The sequence below is a fragment of the Oscillatoria sp. CS-180 genome (assembly GCF_028330965.1).
GTDB lineage: Bacteria > Cyanobacteriota > Cyanobacteriia > Phormidesmidales > Phormidesmidaceae > Halomicronema.
Genome location: NZ_JAQMUB010000093.1, coordinates 60308 through 76467, shown reverse-complemented (window position 1 = coordinate 76467; position 16160 = coordinate 60308). Strand labels below are relative to the sequence as shown.

Annotated in this window: 11 protein-coding genes; all 11 read right to left on the bottom strand. The window is 50.5% G+C overall.

Annotated features, from left to right (window positions below; all coding sequences use genetic code 11):
- Positions 1–121: 121 nt before the first annotated feature.
- Entirely contained in the window at positions 122–1924 is a 1803-nt protein-coding gene (locus PN498_RS25435) for an ABC transporter ATP-binding protein/permease (protein WP_272066262.1), read from the bottom strand.
- Positions 1917–3617 carry an ABC transporter ATP-binding protein/permease gene (locus tag PN498_RS25430; protein ID WP_272066261.1) on the bottom strand — a complete coding sequence of 567 codons (1701 nt, stop codon included), beginning with the start codon at positions 3615–3617 and terminating at the stop codon, positions 1917–1919. Before PN498_RS25430 ends, PN498_RS25435 begins: the two co-directional genes overlap by 8 nt.
- Before the next feature lie 251 nt (positions 3618–3868).
- Positions 3869–7939 (bottom strand): BTAD domain-containing putative transcriptional regulator, encoded by a 4071-nt coding sequence (locus PN498_RS25425; protein ID WP_272066260.1) that lies wholly within the window; start codon positions 7937–7939, stop codon positions 3869–3871.
- Positions 7940–8098: 159 nt separating this feature from the next.
- Positions 8099–9736, bottom strand: a complete 1638-nt coding sequence (locus PN498_RS25420) for an alpha/beta hydrolase (RefSeq protein ID WP_272066259.1) — start codon at positions 9734–9736, stop codon at positions 8099–8101.
- Positions 9737–9894: 158 nt separating this feature from the next.
- Positions 9895–10194 carry a hypothetical protein gene (locus PN498_RS25415; protein ID WP_272066258.1) on the bottom strand — a complete coding sequence of 100 codons (300 nt, stop codon included), beginning with the start codon at positions 10192–10194 and terminating at the stop codon, positions 9895–9897.
- A 163-nt stretch (positions 10195–10357) separates the two neighbouring features.
- Positions 10358–10606, bottom strand: coding sequence for a hypothetical protein (locus PN498_RS25410; RefSeq protein ID WP_272066257.1), 249 nt, complete (start codon positions 10604–10606; stop codon positions 10358–10360).
- A gap of 549 nt (positions 10607–11155) precedes the next feature.
- Complete coding sequence (locus tag PN498_RS25405; protein ID WP_272066256.1) at positions 11156–12502, bottom strand: cation:proton antiporter; 1347 nt, start codon at positions 12500–12502, stop codon at positions 11156–11158.
- A 386-nt stretch (positions 12503–12888) separates the two neighbouring features.
- On the bottom strand, positions 12889–13527 hold the full coding sequence (locus PN498_RS25400; RefSeq protein ID WP_272066255.1) for a GNAT family N-acetyltransferase: 639 nt from the start codon (positions 13525–13527) through the stop codon (positions 12889–12891).
- A 238-nt stretch (positions 13528–13765) separates the two neighbouring features.
- On the bottom strand, positions 13766–14812 hold the full coding sequence (locus PN498_RS25395) for an aldo/keto reductase (RefSeq protein WP_334312291.1): 1047 nt from the start codon (positions 14810–14812) through the stop codon (positions 13766–13768).
- 95 nt (positions 14813–14907) lie between these two features.
- Entirely contained in the window at positions 14908–15318 is a 411-nt protein-coding gene (locus PN498_RS25390) for an ExbD/TolR family protein (protein ID WP_272066254.1), read from the bottom strand.
- Positions 15308–15970 carry a MotA/TolQ/ExbB proton channel family protein gene (locus tag PN498_RS25385; protein ID WP_272066253.1) on the bottom strand — a complete coding sequence of 221 codons (663 nt, stop codon included), beginning with the start codon at positions 15968–15970 and terminating at the stop codon, positions 15308–15310. Before PN498_RS25385 ends, PN498_RS25390 begins: the two co-directional genes overlap by 11 nt.
- Positions 15971–16160: the final 190 nt, after the last annotated feature.

Sequence of the window (16160 nt, the reverse complement as noted above, 5' to 3'; positions counted from 1 at the left end):
AATTTTCGGGGAAGCAAGCTGCACGGATGCAGCTATGGTTGGTGATAATAATTCATTTGATCCTTTAGAGCAACCGTATGCAGCAGATGCCGTCATTCAAGCTGCTGGACGTCGTTGCGCACTAGGCGTTGGGCTTTTGACCTGCGATCGCCTCTATCGTCCAACCTGGTTCAGCGAACATTTCTAGCACGTGCTGATGATATGGCCTCAGAGAAGAGCGATGGCCGACACTGATGAAAGTGGTCTTCGTTGACTGCAAGGCTTCATATAGCTGTGCTTCGTTGGACAAATCTAGGGCGCTGGTAGCCTCATCCAATAGGGCATAGTGGGGAGACTTCAGTAAGAGTCGCGCGAATGCAAGGCGCTGCTGTTCTCCGCCAGAGAGGGTTTGGATCTCTTCAATTCCGCCATCTAGGCCACCCCAGCGCTCTAGCAGCTCGGTCAAGTTGACTTGCTTGAGGACGGCAATCATGACGTCGTCCGAGATTTGGGAGACATTCCGAGCTGATTCCTGAGCGCGGTCTCCTGAATTCCGATTGCTCAATGGGTCCTTCGAGACGACCTGACTTGGGCTTACCGCTCCTGCTGGATAGAGAAGCTGCTGGCGTAGCGACCCCTGGATGAGGTAAGGACGCTGGGGGAGAAACATCATGTCACTGGGAGTGGGGGCCGTGATGGTGCCGGAGCCAATTTGCCAGAGTCCTGCGATCGCCCTCAGCAGGCTACTTTTCCCGACTCCACTCGGCCCCACAATCAGCAGATGCTGCTGGTTGGGAACTGACACAGACAGGTCGCGCACTAAGGTGGTTTGACCATCGGGGGTTTGGATGGTGAGATGGTGTAAGGCGATCGCGTCACCGGGTTGTCGCTGGATATAAGTGAGACTGCCACTGGGGCTGCTAGGGTGGGCCTGCTTGAGAGCGTAATCCAGCTGACCGAGTCGCTGGGCCGCTGCGGCAAGATTGGTGAGCTGTTGCATTTGCAGCACAATCAGCGCCAGTGCTCCCAACATGAGGCTAAAGGCGGCTCCGGCTTGAGTAACGTTACCAATTTCAAGTTCTCCGGCAAACAGACGCGGTGCCAGAATCAGTCCTGGAATGACGAAGGTGGCATAGCGGTAGTGATTTTGGAATAAGTTGAGACCCAACTGCCAGCGGATCAAGCGTTTAAAGTTGTAAAAGGCGGATAGAAATTGCTGCCAGCTCTGACGTAATTCGGGGGTTTCGCCGCGATAAAGGGCGATCGCTTCAGCATTCTCGCGAATACGGGCTAATCCAAAGCGAAAATCGGCCTCTCGCCGCAATTGCTCATAGTTGATGCCGACCAACATGCGACCAAAAAAGAAGGTGGCGATCGCGGTACCCACCACGGAATACACCACCAAAAATACCGTTAGCGGCTGAGAGATGGCCCACAACACTCCGGCAATCCCAATAAGCTGAAAAACAGATTCCAGACCAATCATTAAAAATCTGAGGGATTCTTGCGTCAGGGTGCGGATGTCGGCTTCGAGGCGCTGATCGGGATTATCCACCCGCCCCTGAAGGCGAAGCTGATAAAATTGGGCATCGTCTAGGTAGCGGTGCAGATAGCGCCGAGTCAACCATTCCCGCCAGTACAATCCCAGCTCGGCACCGAGATACCCGCTTAAAGATGCAAAGGGGACTCCTACGGCCAGGACCCCTAGAAAGATGAAAAGGGCCTGCACGAAGCGATCGCGATCCTGTGCGGCTAGGGCCGAAGTCAACTCGCCGCCAAAAATGAGGAAAAGAACCTGTAGCCCTGTTCGGATCAGCAATATAACCACTAGCAGCAGCAACAGTCCCCACGCCCCCCATTTTTCACGAGAAACCCAGTAGGCCCTGAGCACGGGCCAAATGTGTTGCCATCGCTGGCGATAGGAAAGAGGCTGAGGATCAAGCAAGGGGAGCTTCCTGAGTAGGGTGAAGAGACCAGCTGCGATCGGGAGATAACGTCAAAACTTGAGTGTGATAGGTCAGCAAGCTAGGACGGTGGCCCACGCTTATGGCGGTGATTCCGGCTGCCACGAGCTGTTGGTACAACGCCTGTTCTTGCTCCATACTGACCGCGCTCGTGGCCTCATCCAAAATGGCGTAGGCCGGACGCTGGAGTAAAAGACGAGCAAAGCTCAGCCGCTGCTGTTCTCCTAAAGAAAGACGTTGGGACCAATCGTCTACCGTATCGAGTGGGAGTTGGGCGAGGTGAAGCAGCTCTACCTGAGTTAGAGCGCGGACCAGTGATTCTGGTGTTGCCGTATCGTTGCCGTGGGGATAGAGCAACTGCTGACGCAGGGATCCCAAGGTGAGATAGGGCTGCTGCGGCAAAAATAAACTGTCGGCAGGCAGTTTGAGGATTCCCTCTCCAGCTGTCCAGATGCCTGACAGCGTTTTCATCAAAGCACTTTTGCCCACTCCACTGGGACCGACAACGAGCAAGTTGCTCTCTGGGGGAACTTCAAGTGATAGCTCCTCGCACAGGCAGCGTTGGCCATTCGGCGTTAGAACCGTCAAGTCCTGCACAGACAGCGTTGGACCAACTGACTGTTGAATTGAGGTCGGTTCCGCTTGCTGAAGCGCTTGCAAGGACTCGGCAAGGGTGCTGAGTCGTCCGATACTAGCCGCTAGTGTGGTGAGTAGTTCGAACTGCACGACGATGAGACTCAGCGACAGCCAGATGCGATCGAAGGCCGCTTGAGACTGAACGATCGCACCCACTTCCAGCTGACCGGCGAGAATACTCGGTGCTAAAATCACGCTGGGCAAAATGAAGGTCAAATACTGATAGCTGTTTTGAAAGAAATCGAGTCCTAGCTGCCAGCGAATCAGCCGATTGAAGTTCGCAACGACGGCTGTAAAAGACCGATTGAGCAGGGTGCCTTCAGCCTGCTGTCCCTGATAGAATGCAATCGATTCGGCATTCTCGCGCACATTAATTAGGCCAAAGCGAAAGGTTGCTTCACGCTTCAGCTGTTCAGCATTGATGCGGGTCAGACGTTTGCCAAAAAAGAGGAGGGCGATCGCAGTCCCCAGCCCGGCATAAACCATCAACACTCCTGTCAGCACGGTAGAAAGCGCCCATAAGACGCCTAAAAAACCGATCAGCTGCACGCCTGATTCTAGGGCAATTACGATGACAATTAATGTCGTTTGAGTCACTAGCCGGATATCTTCGGACAGTCGCTGATCGGGGTTATCAATGTCGGCACCTGCCGAGGGCAAAGTGAGCCGATAGTAGTGTCTATCGGCTAAATAGGTTTCTAAGAATTGGCGGTTCAGCCCCTGTCGCCAACGCAATCCAGCGGTATCTCGAACAAAGGCTGACAGAGAAAGCAGGAGAGCACTGCCGATGAGGATGCCGATAAAGGTAATCAGCGATCGCTGAAAGCGCTCTGCGTCTCGGGCTGCCAACGCTGAGATGAATTCGCCCCGCTGAATGCTTTCCCAAACCAGGAAGCCACCGCTAGCGATCGCCAGCAATACCATCAATCCCAGCAGTCCAGCAATCCGCCGAGTTCGCAACATGGGGCTGGATATTTGCCAGAGCGTATGCAGCTGAGTCCAAAAATTCGGCGGCAGGGCACCAGGCGATCGAGTCATTCCGTAAGTTCCTGAAACAGGACTTCCTAAATAGGAATCAGTCTCATAATATACAGGTTATTTGCTCGCCGTTTCAGCCCAGTCGCGATTCTAATTTGGCAAAATGACCTCTATGGAAAGATCCTTGCGAAGGGAGATTGTAATCAGACGCTTCGCTGATGACCGCTGAATGTATCCCTAGCGATCGCGCTAGCCAAACATTGCCTATCCAGCCATCTCTCTGGATTTTTCTCTATTGCCTGACAGGGCTGTTAATCTGCGATCGCCCCTAAAGCTTTCAGCGATTCTATTTGAGCCTCAGTCAACCCCTGAACATCAGTAATAGTCATGGCTTCATAAGGTCTTGGCGCTCTCAATGTCATAAGGCAGTCACCCGAAGACACATTCCAAAGTCGAATAGTTTCGTCACTGCTGCCGCTCGCTAGTGTTTGACTATCAGGCGTAAATGCCAAAGCGTTAATCCGACCTTGATGCAAGTCAAACGTTTGTAACAGCTGACCCGTGTTAATGTCCCAAAGCTTGATCGTTTGGTCGTCACTGCCACTGGCTAACAGGGATCCGTTAGGACTTGATTCGATTACCCAAACACCAGCAGTATGTCCCTCGAAGGTCCGTAAAAGCTCACTGGTTTCGGCACTCCACAGCTTGACGGCTTTATCCTCTCCACCCGTAGCGAGGCAACGACTATCGGCACTAAACGTGAGTCCCCAAGTTGAGCTTTGCTGGCTTTGCCAAGCGCGAATTAACGCAGCCGTTTCCGCATTCCATAGTTTGATAAGACCATCCATTCCCGTGCTGGCAAACTGTTTTCCATCAGGACTAAATTGAGTGTCGAAAACCCAACCCTTGTGGGCTTGAATTACTTTTTTGGCTTGTCCAGTGGTTACATCCCAGAGTCGAATGGTTTGATCGAAGCTGCTACTGACCAATTGCTGGCCCTCTGGGCTAAATTCCACTGACCAGACGGGGGCATCATGTCCAAGCAGCTTATGGCAAAGTTGTCCTGTTGACATGTCCCAAACATAAATCGTGCCATCGTTGCTGCCACTTGCGATGGTTTGTCCGCAGGGGCTAACAGCCACATTCAAAATCCAGTCGCGTTGTCCGGCTAATGTTTCGATCAGCTCACCAGTTGCAGCGTTCCAAAGCCGAACTTTGCAGTCCCCACTCCCACTTAATAAGACCGGCTCATCGGGATGAAACCGGATTGCAGTGACCCAGCTAGAACACCCTTGTAAGGTTTTATAGAGTCGCTTTTTGGGCATTTCCCACAATCGAATAGTGGGGTCATTGCTGCTGACGACGAGATATTGACCATTGGGGCTGAACGCAAGACGCCAAATCGAATTGATATAGACCGTAGTGACGCGCAGGAGTTGACCCGTTTTAGGATTCCAGAGTTTCGTGACGGCATCAACACCGCCGCTGGCAAGATAATTCCCACAGGGGCTAAATGCAAGTGATGAAATCTGAGATTGATGAGCTGGTAGCGTCCATTCTATTTGCTCAGTTTGGAGATTCCAAAGACTCATCGTGCCATCATACTGACCAACGGCCAGATGGTATCCATCGGGACTAAAACTGATGCATTGCGGCTCAGCGTCACAGGGCCAATTTTTGACCGTTTCCCCGGTTCGGACATTCCAAAACCGCAGGGTTTTATCCACGCTGGCACTCACAATCTGTGTCCCGTCGGGGTTGAAGACTGCTGCATTGATTTGTTGAGTGTGGCCGACTAATCGATGTATGGGTTCACCTGTATCTAAATCCCAGAGGATGAGATGGGTATCAACGCTGCCACTTACCACCACATTTTCTGTAGGGCTTGCAGCCACTGTCCACACAAGACTGGTGTGACCTTCCAGCGTTTTGAGCAGCTGACCTGAAGTAACGTCCCAAACATTGAGGACATTGCTTCCTTCACTCACCAATTGCCGACCGTCATAACTAAAATCCAGGTCTACAACCCAACTGGTTGATCCTTTGAATGTCAGAATTGGTTTTTGGTCAGTTATTCGCCAGATGACAATGCGTCCCCCGCCATCGCCTGTGGCTAAAAGCGAGCCATCTCGGCTGAAAGCCATACTACAGACTGGATCAAAGGGCTGATTGAAGACGACGTCTCTAAAGGTTGCACGATTGAAGTTCACCTGATGCAGACTGACATGTTGTAGATAAGCTTGATAGATGGTCAGTCCAGATAGATCCAACCCTGTGAAGTTGATATTGAGTGCCCAGATGAGGTTAATGAGGTTGCCAGCACTATAGCCTGTGAATGTATCCTGATTGGATTGAAGCGTTTTAAGATGATGATGAATTGCGGTCTCCGGAGCTACAAGCGACTGTTTTAGCTGCTCGGCTATGGGTGCTAAAATCAGCCTTTCTTGGCCTTCGCGAATAAAGTCTTTGACGGTTGTTTTGAGCAAAGGAAAGGCTACGACTGCCAGAGCGCTGTTAGGTTGAGCTGCAAAACAGGCAGAATTAGATAGCTCGTTACTAACTTGGTCAATCAGACTCTCGATCACATATTCCATGATGACCGATTGTTGGGTATAGGTATTTCCCCGACGCTGGATGAGCGATCGCCAACATAATGACTCCAGAGCTTCCAGCAGACGCGCTGTAGCACAAACAGGATAAATATCAGTCTTAAGTTCCGCTAGACTCGTCCAGTCGCGATTGATTGCTAGCCAAGTCATGACTGTTTTTTCAAGGGCACTGAGGCGTTTGAATTGCAGCTCCAACAGGCGCTTTGCCTCGTTAAACAGGACGACGTCTTCTTCTAAAAAAAGCGCAATATCTCCGGCAAAAATATCCTGAATGGAACTGCTCACAATTTGCAAAGAGAGGGGGCTATGGTCACACCGTTCACAGAGTTGTTCTTTCTCCGCTTGAGTGCCCACTAATTGCTTGCTGTCGACTAGGGCTAAGGCCACTTCTGGCGAACCGTCGAGTTGTAGCGACCGGACAGCGGGATTGGTATCGACAAAGGTAGCCACTTCAGGAGGTTTTTCGCGACTGGTGAGTATCAAACAGCTTGAATGATTGGCCTGTCCTGTCACTGAAAATAATTCACCGTAATTCTCATAACCGTCACGGTATTGGCCTGCTTTCTCGCCGCCTTTGAAGAGGGTCTCTACATTGTCCAAGATGATCAAGCATCGCGACTGACGTAGCCAATGAATCAGGCGAGTTATGGAGTAACTCATCTCTTCCTGGCTGGATATGAAGGGGATCAAATCTTCCAGCAGGTCGTCTAATGGGGGTGCATTTCGCAGCGATCGCCAAACGATGAAGTTAAAGTCTGTTTGTAGGTCATAGGTAACCTTTGCTGCTAGAAAGGTTTTGCCAATGCCTCCAATACCCAGTATGGCTACCAAACGACAGTGGTCTTGCTGAATCCAACGCTGTAACTGTGTTGCTTCCTCCAAGCGACCATAGAAAAACTGAATATCGGGTGCTCCGCCCCAGTCAATTTGGTTCGTGCTCGACGGAGTTGCTTTCGGTTCAACTGAATCAGGAGCGGCTGTAGATTCTGGAGGCTCTGGTCTGTTAGGTGCTGGCGGCGAGACGGTGATCTCGTCGGCCAGCAGATGCTCATAAAACTGACGGGTTTCAGCGCTGGGGTCAATACCCAGTTCCTCCCGCAGTAGGGTCATACACTGGTGATAAACCTGTAAAGCAGCGGGGCGATCGCCCTGTAGAGCGTAGACCTTCATCAACGTTAAATAGCCGACTTCACTTAACGGCTCGTGCTGAATCAGCTGTTGACCATAATCCATACCACTGTGCACGTCACTTAGATAAACGGCTAGGTGGCACAGATCGCTGAGCGCCTGAATGAAAAGCTGAAACAGCCGTTCCCTTTCGGGGAGAATCCAATCGCCATAACAGGTCGGGAGCAAATCTCCTTGATAGAGCGCGATCGCCTGCTTCAACGTAACGACTTGGGTTTGAGGATTCTCGGTTTGCTGCGCGGCTTGGAGGGTGCTTTCAAATTCAGCCACGTCCAACCAAACCGTTAGTTGCGGCTGCCACTGGAGCGTTGTTGAGGTGATCTGTAGGATGCGATCGGCTTCAGGTAAGACTTGTCGTAATCGAAACAACTCTCGTCTCAGACTGGCCTTGGCCTGAGCCTCTGAAACATTGGGCCAAAACACGGTTGCCATACGAGAGCGAGGCTGGGGCGTTTGAGCATTGAGGATCAGGTAGGCCACCATCGACTGATAGCGCTCTGTTTGCAACCCTGCGACAGATTGTTCTTCAAAAATTAACTGAAAATGGCCTAATAGGTTGATACAAAGCTGTCTGGAGGATCGCATTTCGATAAGCTGGCCCTGCCATCGTACCAATGCGTTGACAGGGATGCAGGTCTAATCATGCATCAGATCTTAGCGATTGATGTGTCATCACGCTAATGAAAGGGCGTAATGGCCTACCGTATTGCTTTCTGAGGACTGTTCTGACAAACGACTTGCTTGCTACAGGTCCGATAACTGCGAAAAGGATCTCAGCAAATGAAGCCTCGTCGGCTCGACGCTGACCGTTTCAACGTAAGCCGATGTCAAATAAGGACGATACGCTTCATTCTCTAGTAAATGGAGATGCCCGTGGGCGATCGCAAGCGTCACCGTCAGGTTAAACAACCATTGTTCCGTTTCGTTAAAGCCTTCAAGCACATCCCCTCGGGGATACACCAAATCCAGAACTGCCCGAGTTAGGGCTGTGGTGTGGGAAAGGTTTTCAACTAAATAGAAATACTTTTCGGAGGTCGTGAGCCACTGGAAGGCCGTCAACTGTTCTAGAACAATCGGCGTAGCAATATCGTAAGCGCCTCCTATGATGACTGTGGGTACTTGAATTTGCCCCATCCCCTGTTCCCCAAACAGATTACTTAAGGGAGCAAAGGTCATCACCATGCCGACTCTTTCATCGGCTAGGCTGCCGTCGGTTAATTGGCGCATTGCTTCGGGGGACGCTTCTAGCTCCAACAATCGACACTGGATTAAGAGGGCAATATTGACGGTGTCAGGGGCGAAATCTGTTTCTGGATCGCACTGTTGCCGTAGACGATTGACATCAACGGTGGCTCCAGCTGTTGCCAGGGCTGTATATCCTCCAAATGAGTGACCAATGAGACCAACGCGATTTAATTGGAGACGTCCTTGAAAGTCAGGATCATTTCGTTGCTCCAGGGTGTCGAGCAGAAACCGAATATCCAAAGGGCGATTGATAAATTCCATCGCATCAAACGATTCCTGGGTTAGCCCCCTAGCCAGCTCATCCTGGTAAGCTTTGTTGCTGCCAATATGTTCTGGAACAGCTACTAAAAATCCATTCGCAGCTAGGCTACGAGCGGCAGCGACTATTTCAGGGTGGGTGCGTGTATCACCATAGCCATGAGAGAAAATTAGGACGGGGATAGGACCTGCGATCGCATCAAGGTCGTTCGGCCAGTAAAGATCTGTTGGATAGGTCCGATTGCGTTCCTCATCGTGTAAAAGCAGCGACCGCTCCTGCACTGCAAACGAGCCAGTTTCGGCCAACATTGGCAGAGCGCTGTAGTCTAAGGCCGGGGCACTCGCCGCTGCTGCTTCAGAGCCTTGAATGGCCGCATCTACTAGCCAATCCGTTGTCTCAATGTTGGTGTTGATGGCCTCAGCCAGCGTCAAGATTTTCGGTAGATTTAACCGGACACCGCCAGTGGGATAGAAACGTATGAGGTTGATGAGCGAAAGCCCCTCTGGGTCCGCTGCGGCCAAAACGACGGCTGAACGCAAGGCATGCTGACCATTCTGACGCCCCTGCGTTTGGATCAACTGTCCAGTTGTCAACAAAACAAGATCACCTATAGGCGAGTATAGCCACTGGGACAGGACAACAGGATCACTCATGTCCTCGGGTACCCCTGAACTCAGAGACGATAAAGGCGTGCTCAAGAGCGTTTGAATGTCTTCTTTGCTTTCTGGGGATAAGTCATTCAGGTAGGGGGTCAGTTCATCATCGATAGTGCCATCTGCGACAAAGGCTTCTAGGGACGAGGTGGAGAGCGATCGCCCCAAAAGACCATAGTCAAAATAAATCGTTTCGGCTGAGTGGCCTGGTGAGGCAACCATCATCCCAGGTATCAGGCATAAGGCCGCGGTCAGCAACAACCGTTGCGTTGGTTTTGGGTCAGTACTTCTGAAGAGCATGATGGGTCAAGTATTGGAAAAATCTGAAGGAATGGAAAGATGGCGAGATTATCATTGTTCAACTGTGCAGTGAAGCCAGAAATCTAACGAATGTTTTCCTGTAAGGCTTGCTTGACCGCAGAGAACGAAGTTGAAATAAAGCCCGGAGAGAGTGCTGGGTGGGGGAGTAAATCAGCCATAGCGAGTATTAAGAGGCCAGCGATCGCCAGTCGAACTGGCTTAATGTGTCCGCTAAAGACAGTGTTCTTCTGGGAGCTTGTTGTCTGTCTAGGATCCGCGCTCTTAACACGTTTACCCGACACGATCAGCTGGCAAACGGTTGCTCGACGCAGAGATTTCGGTTCAGCCGTTAGAATGTGTCCCTGTTCTGCGATTGCTTTCATCGTAAATTCTCCTTGCGTCTAAAGGAGCCATTGAGTAAGAAGGGTTGATCTAATGCTAGGAATTCGGCGTCTCCAAAGCGTTTCTGAAACGTCTCAAATCTTCATGCTTGTATCTTTTGAAAAGTGCAGAAAAAGACTCCTAAAATCTTTAATTCATCAGCATTTAACGATAGCTGCGCCATTCCAGTGCAGGAGGATTATCCCCCATCACGCTGATAATAGTTTCATTCACCGTGCGTAGCTCTTCATAAGTGACTTTCCCGTCTTCCCAAATGAGCGACTGAATCTGCTCAACTTCATAGATGGAGAATTGACCATCTTCCAGAGCCTTTTTAACGACAGCTCTGAGTATTTCAAGATGGGCTATTTCTTGAGAAGATAAGGGTTTGGCATTAGGAGATTCGATTTTCATGATGCCGCCTCTAATATGGGTAAAGTTGAAAAGAACACTGGCCTACTTTGACTTTCAGAAAAGAGCTAATAAATTTATTTCGTGACAATATTTTCCATTTTTGAGAGCGTTTCTGCATTGAATATCTTAGAAAATGATGGATGCGGCGACAAGTCTGTAATAGCAAATACTAAAACACTTGCGATCATAAATTGTTCAACTTTGATGTTTGCCAAAAGCATGATTTCCTCCGAATCAATGCTGGACACAATTTCCTTCTATGGGTAACGCTTTCTAACGTTATTGACTTGGATGTTTAGAAAAGCTCCAAGGCTCCAACAACTAACTGATGAAAGCTATACGTCATTGCTTTTTGATGACTTCACTGTAGTGAAATAGGCGTCTCTAGGGCGTCTCCAAGGTGTCCATCTCTTTCTCATTCCCTAAACCCCAAAGCTGTAAGGCGACCATCGCTGTCGCCAGTTCCATCAACGAGACGGCAAGCCATCTGGCTATGCACTCAGTACCCGGATGCTATTGGGTGCATTAGCCTAGATGGCTAACGCTGGACTAGGGAGCGATCTCCAGTTGCTTATGCTGGTTTGTAAAGACCCATCGCAACAGGGGAGGTGCGACAAAAGTGGTTGCAATCACCATCAGGACAATCGCCACATTCACCGATCCTGATAGGGCACCGGTAGCAGCTCCCAGGCCAGCAAATACTAGCCCTACTTCACCCCGAGGAATCATGCCAGTCCCTATAGCTAAGCGATCAACTCTGTCTCGGGTGAACACGAAATAGCCCGCGGCTAGTTTGCCTGCGATCGCCACCACGGTTAGAAACAGCGCAATGACCAAGCCATCCCGACTCTCAGGATTAGCCAAGTTCAGCACGCTGAGATCGGTCTTGGCCCCGATGGAGACAAAGAAGATAGTCGCGAATAGGGCGACTAAAGGCTCACAGGCTTGTTCCAGAGCGTGAGTTGCTTTGGTGTCACCGAGAACAATCCCAGCGGCAAAACAGCCCAGAATGGCCTCCAAGCCAATGGTCTGAGCCACGGTCGCCATCAAGAATAAAAACACAATTGCTCCGACAAGGATGCTGTAGGGATTATTGAGTTTGTCGAGGAAGTTGATGTAGCGCGGGCCAAAGACCTGGTTGAGGGCGATCGCGCCTAAAACAAACAGGGTGGCGCTGACGATGATGCCCAAAACGTTGGCAATCTCGACGGTGCCATACTCGGCAATCCCTACCGCCACAGCCAGAATCGCGATTCCCAAAATGTCATCCAGAACCGCAGCCCCCAAAATAATCTGCCCTTCTTTCGTATTCAAAACCCCCATATCCTGCATGATGCGTGAGGTAATCCCAATGCTAGTAGCCGTCAAAGCAGCCCCGCCAAAGATTGCCGGAATTGTCCCCAGTTGAAAAAGCAAAGTTAAGCCCCAAAACCCAGCAACGAAGGGAAGAACCACGCCTGCCACCGCTACCGATGCCGCCTGCGGTCCCACCTTAATGAGTTCCTTCAAATCGGCCTCCAGGCCAATTTTGAATAACAGCACCCCCACGCCGATTTGGGCATAATCGTCGATTAAAATTCTCACCGGGCCAGCAAAAATGTCGCGGATGGTAGCGCTATCACCGCCGGAAATGAGCTGAACGACCATCACTGCCCAATCCGCCACCTGCCCGCCATTACCCAGCATGACTAGATGAACGCCTGAAACGCCGATAATGAATCCAGCAATCAGTTCACCTAGCACCGCTGGCAGGCCAATCCGAACCGCGATTTCGCCCAAGATTTGAGCTGAAACAAAAATCGCGACGGTTGCCAGCGTCACCGCCACAGCCAGTATCTTTGCAGCAGCCTCCCCCTCAGCCCCACCTGTCGAGGCCAGGAGTGTAGAGGTAGACATGAGCGGGGAGAGAATCATGATTGACTCCAATATTTGGAAAAGTGAAGAATAAAGGAATTGGAAGATAAGGGCGTTGGAGTTCCGTTAGGACAGGACGAGAACCCTCTGACAATGCGCTAGGTTTAGAGGCTATTGGACGCACCAAGCCTAAATGGCTAACGCTATAGCCGTCGCCAGTTCCGTTAGGACAAGACGGCGAGCCATCTGGCCTATGCTAAGCACCCAGATGCTATTGAGAATGCACAAGCCTAGGGAACGGGAACGTATTTAAGTATCAACTTTGAACTTTGGATTCGCCGATGACTCAATCATTCAAAACTCAAAACTGAGAACTTAAAATTCATTCATTCCTAGATGGCTACAGCTATATATTTTCTCGGCACGCTTTACCTGGGTCGGCGGAGCATGGGAAAGAATGGCGGTGATGTCTCTACCTGAAGTGTGCCGAGTACCTCAAATCCATGCCGTTCATAAAAGGGGATACTCTTGACACTCGAAGATTCTAGGTAGGCGGACACTTGATCGCGATCGCACTGGGCCAGCGTATGGTGCATTAATGCTGATCCATATCCTTTGTTCCGTTGGTAGGGATCGACTCCCAAGAGTGGTAGATACCAATGCGGCTCATCTGGGTGATATCTTTCCAGCGTTTCAAACACGGTGAAGATGTCTTTTTGGAGCGGCTTGGACACTGTGTTTTGCAAGAAATCAATCAGTTCATCGTCGTTAGGATAAATGCCTGGGGGAAGCCACAAGGCAGCACCCGCATAACCGTCAATGTAATAGGCACTGCCATTAACAAATGCTTTCCCCCCAACGGCCTCGACGAAGCTAGGGAAATGGGCCACGTACTGCTGTGGATCAGGCCACGTCCAGCGGGCAATCGGATCTGCGCTAAAGGCTAATAAGAGGACATCAACAGCAGGCGATTCGTGCATTGCTGTGGCGATCTGGATTAATGGAAGAGAATTGTCTGTGACGTTTGCTTTAGGTTCTGGATTTTGTTTTTCGAACTGAGAAACCATTTCTTTAAGCGCTCCTACGGCCTAAGTTTGCCGTTGAGTCAATACGCACCGTTAAGGATGAATAAACCTTAGTGGAGCTAACGTCTCGGAAGCGTCTCGCAAGTGTCCAGGTATTGCTACAGGGACGTTTTACCGGTAATCTCAATGGTCTGAATCAAGTGTTTGGCTTAATACGGTTTGGCTCAATGGTGACGACGATTCATCGTTCCATCCATTGCCTCTCCGCAGCAGGTCCTCATCAAGTCCAGGCTCGGAAGAAGGTGTTGTCTTGCCAAACAGCGACGGTCCGCTGCTCAATCTCGGCTAAGCTAGGCCCATCTAAAGTCTGAAATTCTGTGGCGACTCGCACGTTGTCTTCCAATTGTTCCAGTGTCTCGGCTGCAATGACCGCACAGTGAACGCCCGGCTGCGAGAGCGTATACCCTAGCGCTTGGTGCATGCCATCGAGTACTCCTGGCTTGAACAAGCGCCCATAAGCGGGTACCTTCATTGCGGTGATGCCAATGTTCTGTTCGTGAGCAAAGGGCAACACGCCTGGAATAAAAGATCGAGGATGATGGATATCTGCGGCATTCACCGGAATCAGAGCGTGATCGAATGGATAGCGCTGAAGACCTGTGGCAATAACCTGAGGTTCATGGTGACCTGTGATGCCACTAAAGCGAACCAATCCTTGCTCTTGCGCTTCTTCTAATGCTTGGATGGCACCGTTGTTTCCCAGTAACGTGTCGAGTTCGGAGTCAAAGGAGACATGGTGAAACTGCCAAAGATCGAGATAATCGGTCTGGAGTCTATCTAGCGATCGCTCTAATTCACGCCAAGCACCGTCATAGTCAAGAGCGGCTGTCTTGCTAGCTAAAAAAACGTCGCTCCGATAGGGGGGCAACACTTTGCCCAAATAAGACTCACTGGGGCCATAACTCGCTGCCGTATCGAAGTAGCGAATCCCCAAAGTCAATGCGTGTTGAATCTGTTCTAAAGCTGCCTGCTCTCGATTCGGATCTGATAGCGGTGTCTTCCCAGCCCCTCCCAATCCCAAAACAGGCAGCTCTACGCCAGTTCGTCCTAATATGCGCGTTGGTATGGCGGATGTCGCGGATGGTGTTGATGACAGATTTAGCGATGCAGCATCGGACAAAGATGTCTCAGGAACAAGCAAATTGCTCGATGATTCAGACGTCGTCCCCTGCTGTTGCTGAAGGGTCGAACATCCAATAATGCCTAATGACGTGGAAAGGCTTGCTGTGAGAAATTGTCGCCGAGTTTTTCTACGATGGATTGTCATGATGTTGCGACTGTTTAATGTCAGCGATCGCTCCTTCTTATCATAGAGGGTGCCAATGGCTCGGCGGAGAACCTAGATAACGCCACTGAATAAAGTCAAGGTTGGCTGGGCTCAGTGGCAATCCCCAACTTCGCTCCCTCCAAAGTCCGCAGCTCATCCATGACAGCAACAACTTCGCCGTGATAAACCTCTTCATCCGCTTTGATAGTGATGATAGCCGTTTGCTCAGGAGACAAAGATTCCTCAATGGTGGCCCGTAGATTCTCTAACGCTACAGGCTGTTGCTCCAGAAAAATGGCACCATCGGGCTGCATGGTGACGGTGAAGTCGGTTTGGTCCTGGGGTTGGGCGCTATCCGCATCCGGCAGATTGACGGGCAGTCCTTCAGATTGGGTCAGGTAAAGCGACGACAGGATGAAGAAAGCCAGAATTGCAAAAATGACGTCAATCAGCGGCAGGATATTGACTTCCAGATCGTCATCCGTATCGTTATCTTTAACGAGCATAGGTTTCCTCCGCGGGCTGCTGAGTTCCTCTCATTGCGAAATAGTAACGCCCATAGAGAATCTCAAGTTGGCTACCGTATTCCTCAATCATGGCAACTTGTCGCTTGTAGAGTCCCCGAAACAGGTTGGCAACCACTAGCGTAAAGATGGCAACCACCATGCCTGCAGCGGTTGACACCAGAGCTTCGCTAATCCCACCGGTAACAGCAGTGGCGTTTGCGCCGACTTCTCCCAGTCGGATAGTGGCAAAGGATCGAATGAGTCCTAGAATAGTTCCCAACAGCCCTAGCAAAGGGGATACAGCAACAATAGTCTGAAACACTGTTCCAAATCGCTTAAGGAAAGGCAACTCTGCCTGGGCCGCTCCTTGCAGAGCTAAGCGAAATTGGCTCGGAGGCTCACCTTCTAGCTCAAGGGCCTCCAGAAAAATACGAGCAATGGGAAGGCTAGCGTGCTGCTCAAGCTGCGTTCGAGCGACAGAACGGTCAGCGCTGTAGGTTTGCAAAAAAGAATCAATCGCTGCCCGCTGACGACGACTTATACGAGACCAAAAGAAAATACGTTCGATGGAGAGCGCGATCGCGGTAATCGAAAATAACAGCAGCGGTATCATCACGATGCCGCCTGCTCTAAACACTTGAACAATAGACATGCCAATAGCCTTACGGAAATCTTGAACTACCAAAAGGCAGCTTCAAGAGAGGAGCAAGAAACACAGATGCATTGTTGAAAATAGAGTTATTGAGATTTAATGTCAAGTAAAATGAGCCAAAGCTCTCATCTCTTTCCGATAGGATATTGCTCTCTGAACTTTGTAAGGAGCAGAGATGAGACGAATAAAC

Bases quoted from the DNA above. Each gene is read 5' to 3' on its own strand.
- PN498_RS25430 (WP_272066261.1), bottom strand. From the start codon at position 3,617: ATGACTCGATCGCCTGGTGCCCTGCCGCCGAATTTTTGGACTCAGCTG.
- PN498_RS25425 (WP_272066260.1), bottom strand. From the start codon at position 7,939: ATGCGATCCTCCAGACAGCTTTGTATCAACCTATTAGGCCATTTTCAG.
- PN498_RS25420 (WP_272066259.1), bottom strand. From the start codon at position 9,736: ATGATGGTTGCCTCACCAGGCCACTCAGCCGAAACGATTTATTTTGAC.
- PN498_RS25415 (WP_272066258.1), bottom strand. From the start codon at position 10,194: ATGAAAGCAATCGCAGAACAGGGACACATTCTAACGGCTGAACCGAAA.
- PN498_RS25410 (WP_272066257.1), bottom strand. From the start codon at position 10,606: ATGAAAATCGAATCTCCTAATGCCAAACCCTTATCTTCTCAAGAAATA.
- PN498_RS25405 (WP_272066256.1), bottom strand. From the start codon at position 12,502: ATGTCTACCTCTACACTCCTGGCCTCGACAGGTGGGGCTGAGGGGGAG.
- PN498_RS25400 (WP_272066255.1), bottom strand. From the start codon at position 13,527: ATGGTTTCTCAGTTCGAAAAACAAAATCCAGAACCTAAAGCAAACGTC.
- PN498_RS25395 (WP_334312291.1), bottom strand. From the start codon at position 14,812: ATGACAATCCATCGTAGAAAAACTCGGCGACAATTTCTCACAGCAAGC.
- PN498_RS25390 (WP_272066254.1), bottom strand. From the start codon at position 15,318: ATGCTCGTTAAAGATAACGATACGGATGACGATCTGGAAGTCAATATC.
- PN498_RS25385 (WP_272066253.1), bottom strand. From the start codon at position 15,970: ATGTCTATTGTTCAAGTGTTTAGAGCAGGCGGCATCGTGATGATACCG.